This is a genomic window from Hydrogenophaga crocea (assembly GCF_011388215.1).
Lineage (GTDB): Bacteria > Pseudomonadota > Gammaproteobacteria > Burkholderiales > Burkholderiaceae_C > Hydrogenophaga > Hydrogenophaga crocea.
The window spans coordinates 3,444,955-3,468,349 of the sequence record NZ_CP049989.1; the positions used below are offsets into that span (position 1 = coordinate 3,444,955).

Genomic DNA, 23,395 nt, shown 5'->3' on the forward strand with positions numbered 1-23,395 from the left:
CGGCCATGAAATCCCGTCCTCCCGCCACCGCCTTCTACCGGCCCGACTCCCTGCAACCCGACGAAGCCGTGGGCCGGCTCATGCGCCAGATCCTGCTCGCCACCACCGCCGAGGTGGAACGCGAGATGGCCCCGCTGGGCCTGACCGAGGCGCAGTGGATGCCGCTGTTCAAGCTGCACCAGGGCCACGCCTCCACCACCACCGAGCTGGCGCGCGAATGCCGCATCGACACCGGCGCCACCACGCGCATGGTCGACCGGCTCGAAGAAAAGGGCTTCATCGAGCGCGAGCGCTCGGCCGAAGACCGCCGCGTGGTCAAGCTCGCGCTCACCGAGCAGGGCCGCGCCACCGCCGAGCACATCCCGGCCAGCCTGTGCCGGGTGCAGAACGAGCTGCTGCGCGGCTTCACACGCGAGGAGTTCAACACCCTCAAGGCGCTGCTGCGGCGCATGCTCGACAACGCCACCTCGCTGCAGGAGGCCGGCCAATGAACACCGCTGCTTCCTTCACGCGCTGGCTGCTCGCGCCGATCGCGGCCGCCGCGCTGCTCGCGGGTTGCGCGAGCCAGCAGGGCATCGTGCCTTCGAGCGCGCAGCTGCGCGACGCGGCCTCGCTGGGCCTGAGCGCCGAGCAGGCCGCGGCCGAGGTGGCGCCGGTGGCGCCCCAGTGGTGGCACGCGCTCGGCGACGCGCAGCTCGACCGCCTGGTGGACCAGGCGCTGCAGGGCAACCCCAACCTGCGGATGGCGCAGGCCCGCGTGGCGCGCGCGCTGGCGGCCGCCGACGGGGCCGACGCCGCGCGCGGCCCGCAGCTCAATGGCGCCTTCGACGCCACCCACCAGCGCTTCACCGCCAAGGGCATGATCCCGGCGCCGCTGGCCGGCCGCATCGAAGACACCGCCACGCTGCAGCTCAGCGGCAGCTGGGAAATCGACTTCTTCGGCAAGCACCGCGCCGCGCTCGACGCCGCGCTCGGCAACGCCCAGGCCGCGCAGGCCGACGCCGCCGCCGCGCGCACCCTGCTCTCGACCAACGTGGTGCGCAGCTACGTGCAGATCGCCCGCCTGCAGGAACAGCGCGCGCTGGCCGAGCGCGCGCTCGCGCAGCGCGAGGCCATGCTGGGCCTGGTGCGCGAGCGCGCCGCGGCCGGCCTCGACGGCGTGCTCGAACTGCGCCAGAGCGAAGGCACCGTGCCCGAGGCGCGCCAGCAGCTCGAGGCCGTGAACGAACAACTGGCGCTGGCGCAGAACGCGCTCGCGGCGCTGATCGGCCAACCCGCGCAGAACCCGCTGCGCTCGCCCGTGCAGCTGGCCGCGCTGCAGCCGCTGCCGGAGCCGCAGGCCCTGCCGGCCGACCTGCTGGGCCGCCGCGCCGACATCGCGGCCGCGCGCTGGCGCGTGCAGGCCGCGGGCAGCGAGGTCGACGCCGCGCGCGCCCAGTTCTATCCCAACATCAACCTGGTGGCCTATGTGGGCCTCTCGAGCATCGGCCTCAACCAGCTGCTGAGCAGCGGCGCGCAGCAATGGGGCATCGGCCCCGCGGTGCGGCTGCCGATCTTCGACGCCGGCCGCCTGCGCGCCAACCTGCGCGGCAGGAACGCCGACCTCGACGCCGCGGTGGAGAGCTACAACGCCGCCGTGATCGAGGCCGTGCACGAGGTGGCCGACCAGCTCGCCTCGGCGCGTTCGGTGGCGCTGCAGCGCGCGCAACAGCAGCAGGCGCTGCAGGCCGCCGAGTCGGCCTACGACATCGCGGGCCAGCGCTACCGCGCGGGCCTCTCGAGCCACCTGCAGCTGCTGTCGGCCGAATCGGCCGTGCTCGCGCAGCGCCGGCTCGACGCCGATCTGCGCGCGCGCACCCTGCAGGCCCAGGTGAACCTGGCCCAGGCCCTGGGCGGCGGCTGGCAGGCCGACGCGCCCCAAGCCCGCTGACCCACGCCCCACCGCACACCCCCTTTCTTCCGGACGCTCCCCATGGACCAGAACACCGCCCCCACCCCCGCTCCCGGCAACCCGAACCGCAAGAAGGCGCTGCTCGCCATCGCCGCGGTGGTCGTCTTCGGCGGCCTCGCCGCCGGCGGCTACGAATGGCTGGTCGCCAGCCAGTACGAAACCACCGACAACGCCTACGTGCAGGGCGACCTGGTGCAGATCACGCCGCAGATCGGCGGCACGGTGCAGGCCATCCTGGCCGACGAGACCGACTTCGTGAAGGCCGGCCAGCCGCTGGTCAAGCTCGACCCGGCCGACGCGCAGCTCGCGCTCGAACAGGCCGAGGCCCAGCTCGCGCAGACCGTGCGCCAGGTGCGCAAGCTCTACGCCGACAACGGCGCCTTCGACGCCCAGGCCGCCGCGCGCCAGGCCGACGTGGCGCGCGCGCGCAACGAGGTCGCGCGCGCCAGCGACGACCTGCAGCGGCGCCAGTCGCTCGCGGGCAACGGCGCGGTGTCCAAGGAAGAACTGCAGCACGCCGAGGCCCAGCTGGCCGCCGCGCGCAGCGCGCAGGCCGCGGCCGAGGCCGCGCTCAACGCCGCGCGCGAGCAGCTCGCGAGCAACCGCGCCATGACCGACGGCACCTCGGTCGAGCAGCACCCCCTGGTGCAGACCGCCGCCGCCAAGGTGCGCGAGGCCTGGCTGGCCACGCAGCGCCTCACCCTGCCCGCGCCGGTCGACGGCTACGTGGCCAAGCGCACCGTTCAGCTGGGCCAGCGCGTGGCCGCGGGCGCGCCGCTGCTGTCGGTGGTGCCGCTGCAGCAGGTCTGGGTCGACGCCAACTTCAAGGAGGTGCAGCTGCGCCACATCCGCATGGGCCAGCCGGTGGAGCTCACCGCCGACGCCTACGGCAAGCAGGTGCGCTACACCGGCCACGTGGCCGGCCTGGGCGCGGGCACGGGCGCGAGCTTTGCGCTGCTGCCGGCGCAGAACGCCAGCGGCAACTGGATCAAGGTGGTGCAGCGCGTGCCGGTGCGCATCGCGCTCGACCCCGGCCAGCTCGAGGCGCACCCGCTGCGCGTGGGCCTCTCCATGGACGTGAAGGTGGACGTGCACCAGCAGAACGGCCGCACGCTGGCCACTGCGCCCGCGAGCAACCGCAGCAGCACGCAGGCCTTCGACCACGCCGCCGGCGACGCCGAGGCGCGCGTGCAGCGCATCATCGACGCCAACCTGGGCCACGCCCGCCTGGCCGCGAACAAAGCGGGCTGACCATGGCCAGCGCCCAACCCGCCGCCGCGGCGGCGCACACGCCCATCGAAGGCCGCACGCGGCTGTGGGCCACGCTCGCGATCTCGGCCGCCACGTTCATGAACGTGCTCGACACGTCCATCGCCAACGTGTCGCTGCCCGCCATCGCGGGCGACCTGGGCGTGAGCCCCAACCAGGGCACCTGGGTCATCACCAGCTTCGCGGTGGCCAACGCCATCGCGGTGCCGCTCACGGGCTGGCTCACGCAGCGCCTGGGCCAGGTGCGGCTGATGGTGGCCAGCGTGCTGCTGTTCGTGATCGCCTCGCTGCTGTGCGGCCTGGCGCCCAACATGCCCATGCTGATCGCCTTCCGCGTGCTGCAGGGCTTCGTGGCCGGGCCCATGATCCCGCTGTCGCAGGCGCTGCTGCTGCAGAGCTACCCGCGCGAGCAGGCCGGCCGCGCCATGGCGGCCTGGGCCATGACCACGCTGGTGGCGCCCGTGATGGGCCCGCTGCTGGGCGGCTGGATCACCGACAACATCGACTGGCCCTGGATCTTCTACATCAACGTGCCTGTGGGCCTGCTCGCGGCCTTCTTCATCTGGCGCATCTACCACCGCCGCGAAAGCCCGGTGCGCAAGCTGCCGATCGACCGCGTGGGCCTGGCGCTGCTGGTGCTGTGGATCGCCGCGCTGCAGATGGTGCTCGACCTCGGCAAGGAGCACGACTGGTTCGCCTCGCCGCTGATCACGGGCCTGGCCGTGGTGGCCGCGGTGGGCTTTGCCTTCTTCATCGCCTGGGAGCTCACCGACGAGCACCCGGTGGTCGACCTCAAGCTCTTCCAGCGGCGCAACTTCTGGGCCGGCACGCTGGCCACCTCGGTGGCCTACGGCCTGTTCTTCGGCAACGTGGTGCTGCTGCCGCTGTGGCTGCAGCAGTACATGGGCTACACCGCCACCGACGCCGGCATGGTGACCGCGCCCGTGGGCCTGCTGGCCATCGTGCTCTCGCCCTTCGTGGGCGCCACCGTGGCCAGGGTCGATCCGCGGCGCTACGTGACCTTTGCCTTCGGCGTGTTCGCGCTGGTGATGCTGCTGCGCTCGCACTTCTCCACCCAGGCCGATTTCGCGACCATCCTGGTGCCCACCATCGTGCAGGGCGTGGCCATGGCCTTCTTCTTCGTGCCGCTGAACACGCTCACGCTCTCGGGCCTCGCGCCCGATCGCATTCCCGCGGCCGCGGGGCTGTCGAACTTCGTGCGCATCACCTTCGGCGCCGTGGGCACCTCGGTGGCCACCACGGTGTGGGAGAGCCGCGCCACGCTGCACCATACGCAGCTGGCCGAGGCCGTGAACCTGGGCAGCCCGGCCACGCAGGCCACGCTGGCCCAGCTCATGGGCGGCGGCATGACGCAGCAGCAGGCGCTCGCCGCGATCGACCGGCTGGTGCAGCAGCAGGCCTTCACGCTCGCGGCCACCGACATCTTCTGGCTCTCGTCCATGCTGTTCCTGGCGCTGATCCCGCTGGTGTGGCTCACGCGCGCGCCGCAGCGTCAGGGGCCGGCATCGGCCGCCGCGGCGGAAGCCGCCGCCGGCGCGCACTGAGCGGGGCCGCGACAGCGTGCTTCAGCGCAGGGGGATCGGCGTGGCCCGGTCCACCGGCACCACGGTCACCGAGTTCTGCGGCGAACCTTCGATCAGGCGGTCGGAGTAGGTGAGGTAGACCAGCGCGTTGCGCTTGGGATCGACCATGCGCACGATGCGCTGGCGCTTGAAGACCAGGCTGGTGCGCTCGCTGAAGATCTCTTCCTGCGGCTTGAGCGGCTTGGCGATGGCGATGGCGCCGACCTGGCGGCAGGCGATCGAGGCCTCGGCCTTGTCCTCGGCCAGGCCCAGCGCGCCCTTGATGCCGCCGGTCTTGGCGCGCGAGAGGTAGCACGTGACACCGCTCACGCCCGGGTCGTCGTAGGCCTCGACCACGATCTTGTGGTCCGGGCCGATGAACTTGAACACGGTGTCCACCGAACCGATGTCTTCGGCGTGCGCGGCAGTGGCCCACACCAGGGGCAAGGCGGTCAAAAGGCTTCGCATACGGCTCCTTGCGCGGTGGCGAAGCCCCGACAGTAGCAGGTGGCCGGCGGCCACCGGCCTCAGGCGGCGGCCACCGCGCCGTCGCTGCGCGGGTCGGCCGCGCCTTCGATCAGGCCGTCGGCGTGGCGCACCAGCGCACCCGCGTGGCCCATGGTGTCGCTGAAGGCCTCGCCCAGCACCTCCACCACGTGGCCGGCGTCGGCCAGCGCGCGCACCAGGCCGGCGTCGAAGCGGCTTTCGAGCTTGAGCGAGGTGCTGCTCGCGCCCCAGGTGCGGCCGAGCAGCCAGCGCGGCGCGCTCACCGCCTGCTGCAGGCCCTGGCCGAAGCGCGCGTAGCGCGTGAACAGCGCGGCCTGCGTCTGCGGCTGGCCTTCGCCGCCCATGGTGCCGAAGGGCATCACGCGGCCGTCGTCGAACAACGCGAGCGAGGGGTTGAGCGTGTGGAAGGGCTTGCGGCCGGGCTCGAGCGCGTTGAGCGCGGCCGGCTCGAGCGAAAAGCTGGTGCCGCGGTTCTGCCAGCAGATGCCCAGGCCATCGAGCACCGTGCCCGAGCCGAACTCCCAGTACACGCTCTGGATGAAGCTCACCGCGCGGCCTTCGCGGTCGACCACGCCCATCCAGATGGTGTCGCCGGGTCGGCTCGGTTCGGGCCAGGGCAGCGCGCGGTGGGGGTCGATGTCGGCGGCCAGTGCGTCGAGCGCGGCGGGCGTGAGGTGGGCGCGCGGGTCGCCGGGCAGGCGCTCGGGGTCGGTCACGAGGCGGTCGCGCACGCGGAAGGCGCGCTTGGTGGCCTCGACCAGGCCATGCACGTGGGCGAAGGATTCGCCCTGGTCCACCGCCACGCCCAGGCGCTCGAACAGGCCCAGGATCATCAGCGTGGACAGGCCCTGGGTGGGCGGCGGCAGGTTGTAGACCGTGCTGTCGCCCAGCCGCACCGCGAGCGGCTCGACGAAGCGCGCGCGGTAGGCCGCCAGATCGGCCGCCGTCACCGGGCTGCCCACGCGCTGCAGCGCAGCGCCCATGCGCGCGCCCAGTTCGCCGCGGTAGAAGTCGTCGAGGCCGTGCGTGGCCAGGTGCTGCAGGGTGTCGGCCAGCGCGGGCTGGCGCAGGCGCTCGCCGGGCCGCGGCGGCTCGCCGTTGACCAGGTAGGTGGCGGCGAAGCCGGGCGCATCGCCCAGGCCGTCGCCGAGCTTGGCGCGCGTGAGGCCGGCCTGGCTCGCGGTGACGGCCACGCCCTCGCGCGCGTGGGCGATGGCGGGCGCGAGCAGGCGCGGCAGCCCGAGCGCACCGCCCCAGCGCGACGAGACCTCGAGCGCGCGCGCCCAGCCGCCCACGGTGCCGGCCACGGTGAGCGCGGCCAGCGGGCCGCGCGCGGGGATCGCGCCCAGGCCCTGGTCGCGGTAGAAGCCCGGGGTGGCGGCCTGCGCCGCGGGCCCGCAGGCCTCGATGGCGAGCGGGGCCTGGCCGGGTTCGTGGATCAGCCAGAAGCCGTCGCCGCCGATGGCGTTCATGTGGGGGTAGACCACGGCGATGGCCGCGGCCGCGGCCACCATGGCCTCGACCGCGTTGCCGCCGTCGCGCAGCACGTCGCGTGCGGCCTGCGCGGCCAGGTGGTGCGGCGCCACGGCCATGCCGCCGTAGGCCCTGAGGGTGTGGATCATGGTGAAAAAGTCTCCGGGGTGTTCGGGCTCACCAGCCGATCGCCTTGGGCAGCCAGAGCGCGATCTGCGGGAACAGGAACACGAGTATCAGCGTGAGCGCCTGCAAGCCGATGAAGGGCACCACGCCTTTGTAGATGTCCTTGATGTTCACCTCGGGTGGCGCCACGCCCTTGAGGTAGAACAGCGCCCAGCCGAAGGGCGGCGTGAGGAAGCTCGACTGCAGGTTGACCGTGATGAGCATGGCCAGCCACACCGGGTCCACGCCCATGCTCGTGAGGATGGGCAGGAACAGCGGCACCGCGATGTAGCTGATCTCGATCCATTCGACGAAGAAGCCCAGCACGAAGATGATGGCCATGAGGAACCAGATGGCGGTGTTCACGCCGCCGGGCAGCTGGTCGAACATGGCGGCGATCAGGTCCTCGCCGTGCAGGCCGCGAAAGGCCAGCGCGAACACCTGCGCGGTCATCAGGATCAGCATCATCACCGCGGTGATCTTGCTGGTCTCGAGCGCCGTGTCCTTGAGCACCTTCATGTTGAAGCGGCCCGAGAACAGCGTGACCAGCACCGCGCCCACGGCGCCCATGCTCGCGGCCTCGGTGGGCGCGGCCACGCCACCCACGATGGAGCCCAGCACCGCCACCACCAGCATCACCGGCGGCACCAGCACCTTGAAAAAGCGCGTCCAAAGCTCGCGGCGCGACACCGCATCGCGCTCGGCCTGGGGTATGGCGGGCATGGTGGCCGGGCGCAGCCAGCCCATCACCACCAGGTAGGCGATGTAGACCAGCGCGAGCAGCAGGCCCGGGCCCACGGCGGCCGCGAACAGCGTGCCGACCGAGAGCTGCATGATGTCCGAGAGCAGGATCAGGATCAGGCTGGGCGGGATGATCTGGCCCAGCGTGCCCGAGGCGCAGATGACGCCGCAGGCCACGCTCTTGTCGTAGCCGCGCCGGATCAGCGTGGGCAGGGTGAGCAGGCCCAGCGTGATGATGGTGGCGCCCACGATGCCGGTGGTGGCGCCCATGAGCACGCCGAACAGCACGATGCCGATGGCCATGCCGCCCTTGAGCCCGCCCGCGAGGTGGCCCATCACGTCGAGCAGGTCGTCGGCCAGGCGCGATTTCTCGAGCATCACGCCCATGAACACGAACAGCGGAATGGCCATCCACTGGTACCCGCCGACGATGCCGTAGAAGCGCGCGGGCAGCAGGCTGAACAGCGTCTCGCCAAAGCCCAGCCAGCCGAACACGAAGCCCGAGACCGCCAGGCTCACGGCCACCGGAATGCCCAGCATGAGCAGCACGAAGAAGCCGCCCAGCATCATCAGGGCGTAGGTGGACATCTCAAACACGGCTGTCCTCCGCGCTGTCGTGGCCGGCCAGCAGGCGCACCAGGTGCGCGAGCTGCTGCAGCACCAGCAGGCCGTAGCCGACCGGGATCAGCGCCTTGATGGCCCAGCGGTAGGGCAGGCCGCCCGGGTCGGCCGAGCGCTCGTCGATGGCGTAGGACTGGCCCACGTAGGCGATGGACAGCTTGATGAAGGCCAGGCTCACCGCGATCAGCAAGAGCGCGGCGGCGACATCGACCGCGCGCTGCAGCGGCTTGGGAAAGCGCGCGTAGAACAGGTCCACGCGCACCTCGCCGCCGCGCTGCACCGCGTGGCTCATGCCCAGCAGGATCAGCGCCGCGAGCAGGTGCCATTCGAGCTCCTGCGCCCACACCGAGCCGACGCTGAACGCGTAGCGCAGCAGCACGTTGACGGCCACCAGGCCGATCATGACCAGCGCGATCCACGCGGTGAGCGAACCCACGCGGTCGATCGCGCCCTCGACGAACCCGGCCAGCGGGCGCAAGGGCTTGAACATGGAAACCGCCTTTCTGCGCTCAGCCGCGGACCTTGATGTGGTACGCCTCTTCGCTGATCTCGCTCCAGCGGTCGTACTTGGCCTTGAAGGCGAAGTAGGAGTCGTGCACCTTCTTCACCAGCGGGTCTTTCACCGCATCGGCCAGCACCTTGTCGGTCTCGGTGCGCAGGGCCTTGATCACGTCGTCGGGCAGCGGGCGCGCGATCACGCCCTGGTTCTTCACCAGGTCCTCCATGGCGTCGGAGTTGGCCTTCTGGCACCAGCCTTCGCTGATCACGTTGCAGGCCGCGGCGGCGTTGCTCACGATGGCCTGCAGGTCCTTGGGCAGCTTGTCCCAGGCGGCCTTGTTGATCAGCAGCTCGGACACGGTGGACGACTCGTGCCAGCCGGTGGTGTAGTAGAACTTGGCCGCCTTCTGCAGGCCCAGGCGGCGGTCCTGGAACGGGCCCACGAATTCGGCCGCGTCGATCACGCCGCGCTCGAGCGCCGGGAAGATCTCGCCGCCCGGCAGCACCTTCACGTCCACGCCCAGGTTGGCGTACACCTTGCCGGCCAGGCCGGGGATGCGCATCTTCAGGCCCTTGAAGTCGGCCACCGACTTGATCTCTTTCTTGAACCAGCCGGTCATCTGCACGCCGGTGTTGCCGCAGGGCATGGCCACCATGCCGAAGGGCGCATACACCTCGTTCCACAGGTCGATGCCGCCGCCGTCGTAGAGCCAGCCGTTCATGCCCTGGAAGTTCATGCCGAAGGGCACGGCGGTGAAGTACTGCGCGGCGAAGGTCTTGCCGGTCCAGAAGTAGCTGTTGGCGTGGTTCATCTCCACCGTGCCGGCGCGCACGGCGTCGAAGCCCTCGAAGGCCGGAATCAGCTCGCCCGCGCCGAACACCTGGATGTTCAGGCGCCCGTCGGACATCTCGCGGATGCGCTTGGCGAGGTCGGTGGCGCTGCCCGGGCCGTCCATGTAGAAGGGCGAGCCCTTGCCGTAGGCGCTGGTCATCTTCCAGTTGAAGCGCGCGCTCTGCGCGTTGGCCACGGCGGGCGTACCGACCACGCTGGTGGCAAGGGCGGCGCGGGTGAGGAATTGGCGGCGGATCAGGCTCATGGTCAGGCTCCAGTCGGTTCGGATGGAAGGGACGGCGTGCCGTTTGTTCGGCGACGGAAGCGCCTGTTCGCAAACCCTGTGCCACGCGGTTTTCCCCGCCCGCGCGGCCGTCGATGGCGCCTCGGTGGGGCAAATCGGTACGCATGCTTCCGGTTTTGGTGCACACCGGCGGGCGGCGGCGGCCGGCCTGGCTGCCGAATGTTCAGCGCAATCGCCTGCTGCCGCCGTTTGTCATGCAACAAGCGGCATCCCGCGCCGCGATGGCCGACGTTTGTGCGCCCCGGGCCCCGCGCGCGAACGATTGGCAAGCGGGCACAGCGCCGGTGCACCCGCGGCGCGTCACAAACGGGCGCCGCCGCGGCGGTTCTTCACGCGCGTGAGCAGGGTCTTGCAGTCCACCGCGGTGATCTCGGGCCGGTTGAACACGTGGCGGTGCACGAAGGCCTCGAAGCTCGCGGGGCTCTCGGTGAGCACGTGCACGTGCAGGCTGCGCAGGTCGCTCATGATGTAGAGGCTCACCACCTCGGGGCAGTCGGCCAGCTCCTGCGCCACGCGCTCGATGGCCGAGGGCAGCACCACGATGTCGAGGAAAGTGGAGTTCACCTGTCCGAGCTTCTCGGGGTTGATGACGGCCGCGAACAGCTCGATCACCCCGCTGGCCTGCAGGGCCTGCACGCGGGCGCGCGCATGGGCGCGCGAGATGCCGACCTGGCGCGCCAGGTCGGCGAACGAGGCGCGGCCGTCCTTGATGAGGATGTTGAGCAGCGCGCTGTCGAGCTTGCTCAGGCCGAGGTCGGGGGCGGGGGCAGCGGGGTGGCTCATGGCCAGCGCCCAAGCAACCCCCAGGCCAGGCCGCGGCGCGGCCGCTCAGCGCTTGGCGGCCGGGCGCTTGGGCACCTTGGCGCCCGCGCGCCGCGCTTGCGACAGGCCGATGGCCACCGCCTGCTTCGGGTCGGTGACCTTCTCGCCCGAGCCGCCGGAGCGCAGCTTGCCGCGCTTCATCTCGTGCATGGCCTGCTCGACTTTCTCGGCGGCCTTGGGACCGTACTTCGCCATGGTCTTCTCCACGGATCAACAGACCCGCCCCAGGCAATCGGCGTACCGGCGCGCCGCGCCGGCCGGCCGGGGGAGGCCGCCCGCCGTGCTGCCTAGACACGGAACGGCCCGGGCGGCCCCGACGACCCACGGCATCCGGCCTCTCCAGGAGCTCGTCGCATGCACCCCCTTCAAGACGCCCAGGATGTCCAGCGCCTGCTCGAACAGGCCCGGGACCGGCTCGGCCAGATCGCCGAGGTCGACGGCACCGACGAAGCCAGCTGGTGGGTCGGGTTCCACCACGGCGGCGGCTTCGCCGTCGAGTGGTCCGGCCCCTGGGCCTGCGTGGTGTTCACGGCCGGCCTCGGCCTGCCGCCCCCGGGCGGTGAGCTGGCCGCGCTCAACCTCGCGCTGTCCTACAACGCACTGTGGCGCGAGGTGGGCCACCTGCGCATCGCGCGCGACGGCGACCAGGGCGAGCTGATGCTGATCGGCGAGCTCGGGCCCGACGACGGCGACCCCGACACCTTCAACGCCGCCCTGCTGCACTTCGAATCGCTGCAGCGCTGGTGGAGCGATGCGATGGCGCGCGCGGCGCAGCCCGCGGGCCCGGGCGCCGCCACGGGCATCGACCAGGCCTTGCTGCTCGGCCGCATCTGAGCCGAACGGTTTAGGGCGGGAACAAGGGTATTCGGGCCACCACACAAACCCGTCGTTGATCGATCCGTCAACAGGCGGTCGAGGGAGGCAACGGCGTTGGGTCGGGGCCTTGGCCCGATCGTCTCGACTTCATCTGTCTGCGTTCCTGCAACCCATCACGTTCTTGCACCATGGCCAATCCTCCCAGCCTGTCGCTTCCTCCTCAACGCGCCCTGCCCCCGCTGCCCGACGCCAAGAGTCCTCTGCGCCCGCAAGTCTCTGCCGCCCGCCTCCCGGGCAAAACGGCCACCCTCATCCAGCAGCGCCAGCAGGTCAGCAGGTCTTACCTGCCCCGCGAGCTGCGAGCGAGGCTGGCTGCCGAGCCAGGCGCTTCGGACCATCAGCCCGTTGGCGCGCAACAGACCGTGGCCCTTGCCGTGAAGAACAGTGCGGCAACCGCGACGCTACCGCTGGGCCCCATGCCCAGCGGTCCTGCTGCCGTACCGGGTTCGGACGCGCCCACGGCCCAGCGCCCATCCCTGGCCCAACCGCAATCCCAATCCCGGCCCAGTTCGGCACAGGTTCGCGCACACCTGACCCAAGTCGCGCCGGTGCAGGGTGCGTTCAAGTCCTACGTTCGGACCTTCAACAATGAACTGCGTGACCAGCGAACCCTGAGCACGATGAACTACCTGCACGGCATGAACCACGGCGGGGTTGCCGAATTTGCGGAGCGCGCCGCCATGGGAGAAGAAGGACGGCTCAGAACCAATTTCAAAGCCGAGTTCAAAGCGCAAGTCGCGAAAGAAGCCCAGAAACTTGAACGCCAACCCAATCTGAGCGCCGCCGCCAAAAGGTCGGCACTGAAGAACTTCAAGGCGGGGCTGAAAGAGCGACTCACCGAAAAGCTCCGCAACATGGAACGGGTCGACATTGCCCCCCTCCAGCGGGCATCCGAAACGATCGGCCCATTCAATGGCGTCAACCGGCAAGAAGAGGATGCGGTCAAAGAGGCCATGGAGCGCATGTTCAGCAGCCACCTCCAACTCTTGTCGGTGTTGTCGGTGGGTCACCGGAACGACAGCAAGGCCAAAGCCATTGCGGCCCTGGAAAAGACCCTCGACGAAAAGCTGGAACTGGTCAGCAGAAAGCGCTCGAACGGCGAGGGCGCGTTGCCCATCGTCGTCAAGGTCAAGGCCAAGGACATCGGAGGCCGATTGGCCGTGGAGATCTTCACCCGCCTGGAGATCTTGCTGCAGACCTATGAGAAGCACTGCGCCGATCTCGATTCCCCCGATTTCGAGGCAGCCAGCCGCATGAGAGGTCGTACGGTGACGGAGATCAGGGAGCAGATCGAAAGCTTCCCGATCAAACTGGAGATGACCATTGAGCTGCTGTTGCAGGCCGCCCAGTCGGATGCCATCAAGAACGTGCCGGATGCTCGAAGCGCATTGAGTGAGCTCGCCTACGCCCTCCAGAACTTGAAAGTCGCGCTGGAAAAGCCGCTCCAACGGGTGCTCGACGTTGTGGACGCGCCCGTGCAGGACGTCGTTGCGCACAGGGCACTGACGCGCCGGACCCACTCGCCAGATCGCGCAGCGGCCAAAGCGGCCTGGGAAGCCGTTCAACGCACCGCGGCCCCTGCCGAGAAGGCGCTTCAGCCGTTGACGGCCAGCCAGCACGCCAAGGCCGCCTGACGGCGGCGTGCTGCTCAGAACGGATAGTGCCGCGGCGTCGTCTGCACCGTGATCCAGCGCAGCTCGGTGAACTCGGCGATGCCGGCCTTGCCACCGAAGCGGCCCAGGCCCGAGCCCTTCACGCCGCCGAAGGGCATTTGCGCTTCGTCGTGCACCGTGGGGCCGTTCACGTGGCAGATGCCGCTGTCGATCTTGCGCGCCACGTTGAAGGCGCGCGCGATGTCCTTGCCGAACACGGCCGCGCTCAGGCCGTACTCGTTGTCGTTGGCGCAGGCGATGGCCTCTTCGACGCCCTTCACGCGCACGATGCACTTGAGCGGGCCGAAGGTTTCTTCGCGGTAGACGCGCATCTCGGGCGTCACGTGGTCGAGCACGGTGGCGGGCATCAGGGTGTCGGTGCTCTTGCCGCCGCACACCAGCTTCGCGCCCTTGGCCAGCGCGTCGTCGATCAGCTCGTTGCAGAAGTTCACCGTGGCCATGCCGATCACCGAGCCGAGCACCACGGGCTCGGGCTTGCGCGGGTCGCCCACGGGCAGGTTCTTCGCCTTGTCGCCGAACTTCTTCACGAACTCGTCGGCGACCTTCTGGTCCACGATGATGCGCTCGGTGCTCATGCAGATCTGGCCGCTGTTGGCGAACGCACCGAAGGCCGCGCCGTTCACCGCGTCGTCGATGTCGGCGTCGTCGAGGATCACCAGCGGCGCCTTGCCGCCGAGCTCCAGCACCACGGGCTTGAGGTATTTGGCGCAGGTCATCGCGATGATCTTGCCCACCTTGGTGGAGCCGGTGAAGTTCACGCGCCGCACCGCAGGATGGGCCACCACGGCCTCGACCACCGCGCCCGCGTCGGCCGGGGCGTTGGTGATGTAGTTCACCACGCCCGCAGGAAAGCCCGCGTCCTGGAACGATTCGACGATGAGCTGGTGGGTGCGCGGGCAGTTCTCGCTGCCCTTGAACACCACGGTGTTGCCGCAGGCCAGCGGCACGCAGATGGCGCGCACGCCGAGGATGATGGGCGCGTTCCAGGGCGCGATGCCCAGCACCACCCCCGCGGGCTGGCGCACGCCCATGGCGAGCGAGCCCGGCACGTCCGAGGGGATCACCTCGCCCGAGATCTGCGTGGTGAGCGCGGCGGCCTCGCGGATCATGCCCGCGGCCAGGAAGCAGTTGAAGCCGGCCCACATGGCGGTGCCGCCGGTCTCGGCGGCCACGGCCTCGATGAACTTGGGCGTCTTGGCCTCGAGCGCGTCGGCGGCTTTCAGCAGCAGCGCGCGGCGCTCGCCGGGACCGGTCTCGCTCCAGGTCTTGAAGGCCTCGGCGGCGGCCTCCACCGCCATCACCGCGTCGGCCGGGCTGGCCGCGGGCGCGCGCGTGGCCACGCTGCCGTCGAGCGGGTTGCGGCGCTCGAAGGTGGCGCCTTTTTCGGCCGTGACCTTGAGGCCGTTGATGAGCATGGACAGATCGGACATGGGTTCTCCTTGCGTTCGTGTGGTTTCAGGCGGGGGTGGCCGTGGCCTTGCGGCGGTTCACGGCGTCGGCGGCATTGGTGGTGCCGCTCGCGGGGTCCTTGTCGGCGCCGAGGTAGGCCTCGCGGATGACGGTGGAGCGCGCGAGCAGCGCCGCGGGGCCGCTGGCCACGATGGCGCCGCGCTCGAGCACGTAGCCGCGGTCGGCCACGGCGAGCGCCTTCTTCACGTTCTGCTCCACCATGAGCACGGTGGTGCCGGCGTCGGCGATGCGGCGCGCGATGCCCAGCAGTTCGTCGACCATCTTGGGCGCCAGGCCCAGCGAGGGCTCGTCGAGCATGAGCAGGCGCGGCGCGCTCATCATGGCGCGCGCCACCGCCACCATCTGCTGCTCGCCGCCGCTCATGGTGCCGGCGAGCTGCGAGGCGCGTTCGCGCAGCTTGGGAAAATCGTTGAAGGCCTGCTCGATGCGGCGCGCGCGCTCGGCCTTGGGCACCAGCCAGCCACCAAGTTCGAGGTTCTCGGTGACCGTCATCTGCGGGAACAGCTGCCGGCCCTCGGCCACGAGCGCCACGCCGCTCTGCACCGTCTCGTGGGTTTTCTCGGGCAGTTCCTCGCCGTTGAGCAGCACCGCGCCCTGGCGCGGGATCAGGCCGTTGAGCGCCTTGAGCAGCGTGGTCTTGCCCGCGCCGTTGGGGCCCAGCACCACGGTCAGGCCAGGGCGCGCCTCGAGCGTGAGGTTGCGCAGCACCAGGAAGGCGCCATAGCCTGCGCTCAGGCCGTCGATCTTCAGGTGCGCGCGTGGCGCGCCGCCGAGGCGGAAGGGTTCGGGGCGGTGCCACATCATGCGGTGGCCTCCGTGTCGGTCTCGCTCATCTCGTCGCCCAGGTAGGCCTCGATCACCTCGGGGTTGCGGATCACGGCGCGCGGCACGTCGTCGGCGATCTTGCGGCCCTGGTGCAGCACGATCACGCGCTCCACGTGGCGCAGCAGCGTGCTCACCGCGTGCTCGATCCACACCACGGTGAGGTCGAGCTCGTCGCGCAGGCGGCGGATCAGGCGCGCCATCTCCTCCACTTCGTTCTCGGTGAGGCCCGCGGCCACCTCGTCGAGCAGCAGCAGCCTGGGCCGCGTGGCCAGCGCCATGCCGATCTCGAGCAGGCGCTGCTGCGAGGGCGTGATGGCGGCGGCGGGCAGCTCGGCCTGCGCCGACAGGCCGATCAGGCCCAGGATGCTCTCGGGCGTGCGCAGCACCCAGGGCACGCCGACCTCGTCGCCCCAGAACAGGTACTCGCGCCGGCGCTTGCCCGCGAACTTCAGGCCGAAGGCGATGTTGTCGCGCACGGCCATGTCGCCGAAGGTGCGCGGGGTCTGGAAGGTGCGCGCCAGGCCCTGGGCCGCGAAGCGGTGCGGCGCCTGGCCCGCGAGGCCGCGGCCGCGCAACTCGAGCCGGCCGCTGGTGGGCTTGGTGACGCCCGAGATGGCGTTGAAGAAGGTGGTCTTGCCCGCGCCGTTGGGGCCGATGATGCCCACCAGCTCGCCGGGCATGAAGACCGCGCTCACCCGGTCGACGGCGGTGAGGCCGCCGAAGCGCACGGTGATGTCCCGGGCTTCGAGCAGGGGCTGCCGGGTTTCAGTAGACATGGCGGGCCTCGCGTTGTTGCTTCTCGCGCTGCTTGCGCCGCTCGGTCTCGCCGCTCAGGTCGTCTCTGGTTTCGCGCCACCAGGCCTTGCTGTCGCGCCACCAGCCCTTGAAGGTCTCGGCGCGCACCGAGGCGAGGCCGCCCGGCAGGTACAGCACCGACAGGATCAGCAGCAGGCCCAGCGACATCATGTAGACCTGCGGCACCTGCAGGCGCAGGGTTTCGGCGAGCACGCTGAACACGATGGCCGCGATCAGCGGGCCCCACAGCGTCATGGCGCCGCCGATGAGCGCGATCAGCACGGTCTGGAAGCCGATGAAGGGGTTGAACACGGTGTGCGGGTCGATGTAGGTCCAGCGCACGCTCATGGCCGCGCCCACGGCGCCCGCGATGGCCGCGGTGAGCGCGAAGCCCGCGGTCTTCACGAGCCGGGTGTTCACGCCCAGGGTCTGGGCGCGCTGCTCGTCGGCGCCGATGCCCTGCATGGCCAGGCCGAAGCGGGTGCGGCGGATGCCGATGGACAGCGCCACCGCCAGCACCGCGAGCAGCAGCACGGTGAAGTACACGGTGTCGCGCTCGGGCACCACCATGAGCACGCGGCCCACGGTGCCGGTCACGCTCTTCTCGAAATAGCTGATGGCATGGCGGATCAGCTCGGTCATGCCGAAGGTGAGCACCGCGAAGTAGGTGCCGCGCAGGTGCAGCACCGCCGCACCCATGAGCACCGCGATGCCCGCGGCGATGGTCGCGCCGAGCGCGATCGCCACCGGCCAGCTCAGCGATTCGAGGCCGATGGCGCTGGTGTAGGCGCCGATGCCGAAGAAGGCCGAGGTGGCGAGCGAGAGGTAGCGCGTGGTGCCGCAGAACAGCGCCCAGCTCGAGGAGAGCGCCACGTACATCAGGCAGGTGAGCGCCATGGAAACCACGAACTCGCTCGCGAAGCCGGGCAGGGCCACGGCCCAGCCGGTCAGGCCGAAGAGCACCAGCAGGTCGCGAATGAGGAACTGTCGGGAGGTCATGCGGGATCAGGCCTTGCGGGTCTTGCGCGCGAACAGGCCTTCGGGTCGCAGCAGCAGCACGCCGATGAACACGATGTAGCTCAGCAAGGCCTTGAGCGAGGGGTTGGTGAAGTGCATGCCGATGGCCTCGATGACGCCCAGCAGCAGGCCGCCCGCGAGCGCGCCGCCCATGCTGCCGAAGCCGCCCAGCGTGATGACGATGAGCGCGGTGACGGTGTAGGGCTCGCCCATCGAGGGGCTGATGGTGTAGGCCATGGACAGCAGGCAGCCCGCCACGCCCGACAGGCCCAGGCCGATGCCGAACATCAGCGGGTGCAGGCGCTTGGTGTCGATGCCCACGAGCTGCGCGCCGGTGGGCGACTGCATGAGCGCGCGCACGCCCTTGCCCAGCAGCGTGGTGCGCAGCAGCACGATGAGCGCGCCCGCGAACAGCAGGGCGAGGCCGAACACCAGCAGCTTGTTCACCGCGAACTGCGCCTGGCCGCCGGGCAGCGGGATGGCGAAGGGCTGGGTGAGGAAGTCGTAGCCGCGCAGGTCGCCGCCCCAGATCCAGCTGATCGCGTTCTGCACCAGGAACATCAGGCCGAAGGCCACCATGAGGCCGCGCGCCTCGAACACGTCGAGGTTGGGCGAGGTGGCGGTGAGGCGGCGAAAGCACAGCCAGTGCACCGCCACGCCGATGCCGAACAGCAGCGCGAACGAGACCGGGATCATCCACAGCGGCGAAAGCCCGAACGTGGCCGCCACCATCCAGGTGACGAAGGCGCCCACCATCAGGAACTCGCCATGCGCGATGTTGAGGATGCGCATCAGCCCGTACTGCAGGTTCAGGCCGAGCGCGACGAGCGCATAGATGCCCCCGGTGATGAGACCGGAGGCGATGAGCTCGATCCAGGCGGAAAACGACATCACTTCCAGGTGGGCTTGTTCGGGTTGAGCTTGGCGGTGGCGAGCTTTTGCGGCCACACCACCTCGAACTCGCCGTTCTGCCACTGGCCCACGGTGCCCGGCGTGCCCACGTTCTCGCTGCCCTGGAATTTGATGTCGCCCAGGATGGTCTTGTGCGTGGTGTTGGCCACGTAGTCGCGGATGGCCTTGCGGTCCAGGCCGTGCGCCTTCACCGCGTTGGTGAGGATCTCCAGGCCGGCCCAGCAGGCGCCGCTGGCCCAGCGGTCGGGTTCCTTCTTCTGGCTCGCCACGTGGGCGTCGAAGTAGGCCTTGGCGCCCGGGCTGGTCTTGCTGTTCCACGAGCCCATGCCCAGCACGCCCTCGGCGCCGGCCGCGGTGATCACGTTCTTGTAGAGCGGGAAGGCCGTGCCCACCGAGGCGTAGAAGAACTTCGGGTTGAAGCCGATCTCCTTGGCCTGGCGGCTCGCGAGGATGGTGTCGGGCGGGTAGGTGAAGCCCACGAACGCGTCGGGGTTCTTGTCCTTCATCGAGCGCAGCACGGGCGAGAGGTCTTTCACGCCGCCGGGGTAGCTCTTGTCTTCGACCATGTTGATGCCGCTGCCCTGCAGCGCCACCTTGAGGGCCGCGTAGTTCTCCAGGCCGAACAGGTCGTCCACGTAGATCACGGCCACGCTCTTCACGCCGTTGGCCTTGAACATGTCGACCAGCGCGTCGCACATGGGCTTGGGCTGCTGCAGCAGCAGGAAGAAATACGGCAGCTTGAGCTCCACCAGGCGGCGCGAGAGCGCGGTGGGCGCGAGGAAGGGGTACTGGAAGCGGTTGGCCAGCGGTGCGACCGCGAAGTTGGCGTTCGAGCCCCAGGGCGGCAGCACCAGGTCCACCTTGTCGCTGCCCATCAGCTTTTCGTAGGTGCGCACCACGGTTTCCACGTCGCTGCGGTCGTCGCTGCTGATCAGCTCGATCTTGCGGCGCACGCCCTTCACGTCGAGACCGCCCGTGGCGTTCTGCTGCTCGGCCCAGAGCAGGAAGTTGGGCTCCTGGCTGGTCTGCGCGCCGCCCGTCCAGGGGCCGGTGCGCGACATGCTGTAGCCGATGCGCACGGGCGCGTTCTGGGCCATCAACTGCGGGGCCACCGCCATCGCGCCCACGGCGGCGGCGGTCTTCTGCATCATCACTCGGCGGTTGCTCAAGGCCATGGCTTGTCTCCTGTGTGTGGGGGGTCCTCGGACGCGGCCATGGTAGGAAAAGCCGTCATGGGCCGCTATGCCGAAGGCGCACTGTCGGCTTGACCAATCGCGCATGGCGATGCGGGTTTTCCCGCAATGCCGGGGCCGCGCAGGGGCTTGGGCGGCACGGGACAATGTTTCCCCCTGCCCGCCCGCCCCGCCCACGGAGACCTGCATGAGCGCCACCCCCCCGATGAGCACCGACGCCGTGGCGCCCAAGGAGCGCGCCGCGATCTGGCGCGAATGGGTGTGGACGCACTTCGGCGGGCTCGACTCCGACCTCTACGGCGACACCGACTTCGAGGGCCACATGAGCGCCTCGCGCGCGGGCGAGGTGATGCTCACGCGGCTCGAGGCCAACCGCCACCGCGTGATCAAGAGCGACCGCCAGGCGCGCGCGGGCGAGCGGCCCTACCTCAAGATCGTGGCACCCTGGCGCGGCAGCGCGGGCGTGCAGCAGTCGGGCCGCGAGGCCTGGGTGCGGCCCGGCGGCTGGGCCATCTACGACACCACCGGCACCTACGCGGTGGCCAACCCCGAGCAGGTCGAGCACCTGATCGTGATGCTGCCGCGCGAACAGCTCAGCGAGCGCGGCCTCGCGCTCGAGCCGCTCATGGCGCGGCAGATCGGCGGCGTGAGCGGCATTGCGCGCGTGGCGCTGGAGACCATGCGCACCACCTACCAGGAGCTGCCCGGCATGAGCGAGGCCGCGGCGCGCGGCGCGGGCGAGGCCATCGTCGAGCTGGTGCGGCTGTCACTGCTCGAGCTCGCGGGCCGCGCCGACGGCCGCACCCAGCTCGAGGCCTTCCGCGACCGCATCCGCGTGCACATCGGCCACCACCTGCGCGACCCCGCGCTCTCGCTCGACCACATCGCCAGCGCGATGAACTGCAGCAAGCGCCACCTGCACAAGGCCTTCAGCGCCGAGGACGACACCCTGGCCCACTACATCCAGCGCCAGCGCGTGGAGGCCTGCATGCGCGAGCTGGCCGACCCGCAGCGCGCGGGCCGCACCATCACCGAGATCGCGTTTTCCTGGGGCTTCAACAACACGGCGCACTTCAGCCGCGTGTTCCGCGAGCACACGGGGCTCACGCCCTCGGCGTTCCGCGCCCGTGCCTCGCTCGCACCCGCTCAGGACTGAGCGGGCGGGGTCGTGTCGACCTTGCCGTCTTTCACGGGCAGCGTGGCGCCCGGCTTGAAGTCGGTGCGCACCACGGCCTCCTGGCCGTTGAGGCGGTAGGTCACGTCGTAGCCCAGCAGCTTCTGGCTCTTGTCCTGCACCGTGCGGCAGCGCTGCTCGGTGGTGGTCACGGTGTCGCTCTGCTGCATGTTCTTCTGCACCTGATTGCCGGCGTAGCCGCCCGCCACCGCACCGGCCACCGTGGCCACGGTGTTGCCGCTGCCCTTGCCGATGGTGCTGCCCAGCAACCCGCCGGCCACACCGCCGATCAGGGTGCCGGCCACGCGGTGCTCGTCCTTCACCGGCGCCTGGCGGCGCACGGCCACGTTCTCGCACACCTCGCGCGGCGTGGAGACGGTGGTCGTCACTTCCTTCACGGCCACCACCTCGGCGTGCCGGGGCTGGGTGAGGGTCTGGTAGCCGCCCACCGCGCCCGCGCCGAGCACCACCATCGCCAGCCCGCCCAGGGCCATGCCTTTGATCATTGACTTGTCCATGTGCTCACTCCTTTCGCCGCGAATCTAGGCGCGGCCGCGGCAGTGCCTGTTACCGGACGTGTCGAGTGTCCGAAGCCTGAAACAGATGGCTGCGGGGCTTTACCGATGCGCCACACGCCGGGCCCGGGCGGACATGCGCACCGGCGCACGCGGCGCCGATACCGGGGGGGAGATCCGGGCCTTCGACTTGCCTAGCATGCGCCGCTCCATGCCCCGCCCAAGCGCCCCCCGCCCCCTCGCCACCGGCTTCCTGCTCGGCTGGGCCGGCCTCGCGGTCGTGGGCGCGGCGCGGCTGCTGCTGGACACGGGCCCGCTGCCGGCCAGCGAATGCCTGCTGATCGGCGCGCTGCTGGTGGAGCGGGTCCACGCGGAGCGGCGCGCGGGCCGGCAGGCCGACGCGCAACAGGCGCGCGCGCGGGCCGCGCGCGAATCGGCACAGCGCGCACTGGACGAGAAGTCGCGCTTCATGGCGGCCGTCACGCACGACCTGCAGCAGCCGCTCTACGCGCTGCGCATGGCCACCGATGTACTGGGCCGACAGGCGCTGCGCGCGGCCGACGCCCAGGCGCTGTTGCAGATGCGCTCGGCGCTGCACGCGGCCGACGAGCTCGTGACCTCGATGCTCATGGCGGTGCGGCTCGAACACAGCGAGCTCGACCCGCGGCCCGAGACGTTCTCGGTGCAGGAGATGCTCGAGCGCATCGAGGCGTTGTTCGCGGCGCAGGCACGCCACAAGGGCCTGAGCTGGCGCGTGCGGCCCAGCCTGGCGCTCGTGCACACCGACCCGCTGCTGCTGGAGCGCATGTTGAGCAACCTGGTCTCCAACGCCATGCGCTACACCGACCGCGGCGGCGTGCTGCTGGCCTGCCGCGAGCGCGGCGACACGCTGCTGGTCCAGGTGTGGGACACGGGCCGCGGCCTCACGCCCGACGAGCGGGACACGGTGTTTCAGCCGCACGTGCGGGGCAGCGCCGCGCGGCGCCACGATCAGGGCCTGGGCCTGGGCTTGTCGATCGTGGCGCGCTGCGCGCAGTTGCTGGGCATCGGCGTGGCGCTGCGCACCGCACCGGGCCGCGGATCGTGCTTCGAGCTGCGCGTGCCGCGCGCGCGGCCCTCAGCGTGAGGGCTGCGCACAGGCGCGCGCCACCTTCATCGCGAGCTGGTGCAGGGCCTGCCAGGGGTCGGCCGGCCAGTCGGGGAATTTCAGGCCCTTGACGATGCCATCCACCGTGTGGGCGTCGTCGAGCCAGCGCGCGAGCTGCGCGTTGCCCAGCAGCGGCAGCACGCGCTCCACGAGCTTTTCTTTCAGGCCCCAGACGCGGCTCTCGCGCAGCGCGATCGGCAGCGGGCGGCCCCCGTCCATGGCGGCGCGCACGCGGTTCAGGGTGCGGATGTCCTCGGCCAGGGCCCAGTGCACCAGCACCGGCGCTTCGCCCTCGGCCTGCAGGCCGTCGAGCATGCGCTGCACGCGCGCGATCTGGCCGGCGAGCACCGCCTCGGCGAGCTTGAAGGCGTCGAAGCGCGCCACGTTGAGCACGGCCGACTCGACCTGCTCGAAACCGAGCTCGCCCGGCGGGTGCAACAGGCCGAGCTTCTGGATTTCCTGGTGCGCGGCGAGCAGGTTGCCCTCCACGCGGTCGGCGAAGAACGCCAGCGTGCGCTGCCCCTCTTCACCCGCGGCCACGCGCTGGCCCTGGGCCTGCAGGCGCTGCGCAATCCACTGCGGCAGGGCCTTGCGGTCGACCGGGTCGATGCGCACCGTGACGCCGTGGGCGTCGAGCGCGGCGAACCAGGCGCTCTTTTGCGTGGCCATGTCCAGCCGGGGCAACACCACCAGCGTGAGCGTGCTGTCGTTGCCGTCGGCGGCCTCGGCGAGCTGCTGCAGGGCGACAGAGCCGTCCTTGCCGGGCTTGCCCGTGGGGACGCGCACCTCGATGAGCTGGCGGTCGGCGAACAGGCTCAGCGAGGCGCCGCTGGCCAGCACCGAGGACCAGTCGGCGTGCGCGCCGGTCATGAGGTGCACGGTGCGCTCGGTGTACCCCTGGGCGCGCGCCGCGGCGCGGATCGCGTCGCCGGCCTCCTGGATCAGCAGCGGCTCGTCGCCGTGCAGGGTGTAGAGGCTGCGCAGGCCGCGCTGCAGTTGGGCGGCCAGTTGGTTCGAGGCGACCTGCATGGG

General features: G+C 70.6%; 23 protein-coding genes. 8 read left to right on the plus strand and 15 right to left on the minus strand.

The window, feature by feature from the left end; translation table 11 throughout:
• Nucleotides 1-5: 5 nt before the first annotated feature.
• The 4 genes from G9Q37_RS16300 to G9Q37_RS16315 are packed head-to-tail and all read left to right on the plus strand — an operon-like array spanning nucleotide 6 to nucleotide 4,785.
• Nucleotides 6-491, plus strand: a complete 486-nt coding sequence (locus tag G9Q37_RS16300) for a MarR family winged helix-turn-helix transcriptional regulator (protein ID WP_166228771.1) — start codon at nucleotides 6-8, stop codon at nucleotides 489-491.
• A complete protein-coding gene (locus G9Q37_RS16305; protein WP_166228773.1) occupies nucleotides 488-1,930 on the plus strand; it encodes an efflux transporter outer membrane subunit in 1,443 nt (480 codons plus the stop codon). Before G9Q37_RS16300 ends, G9Q37_RS16305 begins: the two co-directional genes overlap by 4 nt.
• A gap of 42 nt (nucleotides 1,931-1,972) precedes the next feature.
• Nucleotides 1,973-3,202 carry an HlyD/EmrA/EmrK family protein gene (locus G9Q37_RS16310; protein WP_166228775.1) on the plus strand — a complete coding sequence of 410 codons (1,230 nt, stop codon included), beginning with the start codon at nucleotides 1,973-1,975 and terminating at the stop codon, nucleotides 3,200-3,202.
• A 2-nt stretch (nucleotides 3,203-3,204) separates the two neighbouring features.
• On the plus strand, nucleotides 3,205-4,785 hold the full coding sequence (locus G9Q37_RS16315) for a DHA2 family efflux MFS transporter permease subunit (RefSeq protein WP_166228777.1): 1,581 nt from the start codon (nucleotides 3,205-3,207) through the stop codon (nucleotides 4,783-4,785).
• Between the two features lie 21 nt (nucleotides 4,786-4,806).
• On the opposite strand, the gene G9Q37_RS16320 is transcribed toward G9Q37_RS16315, so the two are convergent.
• The 7 genes from G9Q37_RS16320 to G9Q37_RS16350 form a co-directional block, all read right to left on the minus strand.
• Nucleotides 4,807-5,271 carry a CreA family protein gene (locus tag G9Q37_RS16320; protein ID WP_166228779.1) on the minus strand — a complete coding sequence of 155 codons (465 nt, stop codon included), beginning with the start codon at nucleotides 5,269-5,271 and terminating at the stop codon, nucleotides 4,807-4,809.
• Nucleotides 5,272-5,330: 59 nt separating this feature from the next.
• The gene (locus G9Q37_RS16325; RefSeq protein WP_166228781.1) at nucleotides 5,331-6,932 is read right to left on the minus strand and encodes a gamma-glutamyltransferase family protein; all 1,602 of its coding nucleotides are present in this window, start codon (nucleotides 6,930-6,932) and stop codon (nucleotides 5,331-5,333) included.
• Nucleotides 6,933-6,960: 28 nt separating this feature from the next.
• Complete coding sequence (locus G9Q37_RS16330; RefSeq protein ID WP_166231415.1) at nucleotides 6,961-8,277, minus strand: TRAP transporter large permease; 1,317 nt, start codon at nucleotides 8,275-8,277, stop codon at nucleotides 6,961-6,963.
• Nucleotide 8,278: 1 nt separating this feature from the next.
• Nucleotides 8,279-8,800 carry a TRAP transporter small permease subunit gene (locus G9Q37_RS16335; RefSeq protein WP_205710667.1) on the minus strand — a complete coding sequence of 174 codons (522 nt, stop codon included), beginning with the start codon at nucleotides 8,798-8,800 and terminating at the stop codon, nucleotides 8,279-8,281.
• Nucleotides 8,801-8,819: 19 nt separating this feature from the next.
• Entirely contained in the window at nucleotides 8,820-9,905 is a 1,086-nt protein-coding gene (locus G9Q37_RS16340) for a TRAP transporter substrate-binding protein (protein ID WP_166228783.1), read from the minus strand.
• Between the two features lie 339 nt (nucleotides 9,906-10,244).
• On the minus strand, nucleotides 10,245-10,727 hold the full coding sequence (locus tag G9Q37_RS16345) for an Lrp/AsnC family transcriptional regulator (RefSeq protein WP_166228785.1): 483 nt from the start codon (nucleotides 10,725-10,727) through the stop codon (nucleotides 10,245-10,247).
• A 45-nt stretch (nucleotides 10,728-10,772) separates the two neighbouring features.
• Nucleotides 10,773-10,961 carry a DUF6496 domain-containing protein gene (locus G9Q37_RS16350; protein ID WP_166228787.1) on the minus strand — a complete coding sequence of 63 codons (189 nt, stop codon included), beginning with the start codon at nucleotides 10,959-10,961 and terminating at the stop codon, nucleotides 10,773-10,775.
• A gap of 159 nt (nucleotides 10,962-11,120) precedes the next feature.
• Here G9Q37_RS16350 and G9Q37_RS16355 point away from each other — a divergent pair, with 159 nt between their 5' ends.
• Nucleotides 11,121-11,600 (plus strand): type III secretion system chaperone, encoded by a 480-nt coding sequence (locus G9Q37_RS16355; RefSeq protein WP_166228789.1) that lies wholly within the window; start codon nucleotides 11,121-11,123, stop codon nucleotides 11,598-11,600.
• Between the two features lie 170 nt (nucleotides 11,601-11,770).
• Nucleotides 11,771-13,276: a hypothetical protein gene (locus G9Q37_RS16360; RefSeq protein ID WP_166228791.1), complete on the plus strand. Its 1,506-nt coding sequence runs from the start codon at nucleotides 11,771-11,773 to the stop codon at nucleotides 13,274-13,276.
• Nucleotides 13,277-13,290: 14 nt separating this feature from the next.
• On the opposite strand, the gene G9Q37_RS16365 is transcribed toward G9Q37_RS16360, so the two are convergent.
• The 6 genes from G9Q37_RS16365 to G9Q37_RS16390 are packed head-to-tail and all read right to left on the minus strand — an operon-like array spanning nucleotide 13,291 to nucleotide 19,509.
• Nucleotides 13,291-14,745, minus strand: a complete 1,455-nt coding sequence (locus G9Q37_RS16365) for an aldehyde dehydrogenase (protein ID WP_166228793.1) — start codon at nucleotides 14,743-14,745, stop codon at nucleotides 13,291-13,293.
• A gap of 25 nt (nucleotides 14,746-14,770) precedes the next feature.
• The gene (locus G9Q37_RS16370; protein WP_166228795.1) at nucleotides 14,771-15,589 is read right to left on the minus strand and encodes an ABC transporter ATP-binding protein; all 819 of its coding nucleotides are present in this window, start codon (nucleotides 15,587-15,589) and stop codon (nucleotides 14,771-14,773) included.
• Complete coding sequence (locus G9Q37_RS16375) at nucleotides 15,586-16,386, minus strand: ABC transporter ATP-binding protein (protein ID WP_166228797.1); 801 nt, start codon at nucleotides 16,384-16,386, stop codon at nucleotides 15,586-15,588. The genes G9Q37_RS16370 and G9Q37_RS16375 overlap by 4 nt, the downstream gene beginning before the upstream one ends.
• The gene (locus G9Q37_RS16380) at nucleotides 16,376-17,404 is read right to left on the minus strand and encodes a branched-chain amino acid ABC transporter permease (protein ID WP_166228799.1); all 1,029 of its coding nucleotides are present in this window, start codon (nucleotides 17,402-17,404) and stop codon (nucleotides 16,376-16,378) included. The genes G9Q37_RS16375 and G9Q37_RS16380 overlap by 11 nt, the downstream gene beginning before the upstream one ends.
• A gap of 6 nt (nucleotides 17,405-17,410) precedes the next feature.
• On the minus strand, nucleotides 17,411-18,313 hold the full coding sequence (locus G9Q37_RS16385; RefSeq protein WP_166228801.1) for a branched-chain amino acid ABC transporter permease: 903 nt from the start codon (nucleotides 18,311-18,313) through the stop codon (nucleotides 17,411-17,413).
• On the minus strand, nucleotides 18,313-19,509 hold the full coding sequence (locus tag G9Q37_RS16390; RefSeq protein ID WP_166228803.1) for an amino acid ABC transporter substrate-binding protein: 1,197 nt from the start codon (nucleotides 19,507-19,509) through the stop codon (nucleotides 18,313-18,315). The genes G9Q37_RS16385 and G9Q37_RS16390 overlap by 1 nt, the downstream gene beginning before the upstream one ends.
• 205 nt (nucleotides 19,510-19,714) lie before the next feature.
• On the opposite strand from G9Q37_RS16390, the gene G9Q37_RS16395 reads away from it, so the two are divergent.
• The gene (locus G9Q37_RS16395) at nucleotides 19,715-20,683 is read left to right on the plus strand and encodes an AraC-like ligand-binding domain-containing protein (RefSeq protein WP_166228805.1); all 969 of its coding nucleotides are present in this window, start codon (nucleotides 19,715-19,717) and stop codon (nucleotides 20,681-20,683) included.
• On the opposite strand, the gene G9Q37_RS16400 is transcribed toward G9Q37_RS16395, so the two are convergent.
• A complete protein-coding gene (locus G9Q37_RS16400) occupies nucleotides 20,674-21,219 on the minus strand; it encodes a glycine zipper 2TM domain-containing protein (protein ID WP_166228807.1) in 546 nt (181 codons plus the stop codon). The genes G9Q37_RS16395 and G9Q37_RS16400 overlap by 10 nt on opposite strands.
• Nucleotides 21,220-21,427: 208 nt before the next feature.
• On the opposite strand from G9Q37_RS16400, the gene G9Q37_RS16405 reads away from it, so the two are divergent.
• Entirely contained in the window at nucleotides 21,428-22,342 is a 915-nt protein-coding gene (locus G9Q37_RS16405) for a sensor histidine kinase (protein WP_166228809.1), read from the plus strand.
• Here G9Q37_RS16405 and holA read toward each other — a convergent pair.
• Nucleotides 22,334-23,392: a DNA polymerase III subunit delta gene (gene holA, locus G9Q37_RS16410; protein WP_166228811.1), complete on the minus strand. Its 1,059-nt coding sequence runs from the start codon at nucleotides 23,390-23,392 to the stop codon at nucleotides 22,334-22,336. The genes G9Q37_RS16405 and holA overlap by 9 nt on opposite strands.
• Between the last annotated feature and the right edge of the window lie 3 nt (nucleotides 23,393-23,395).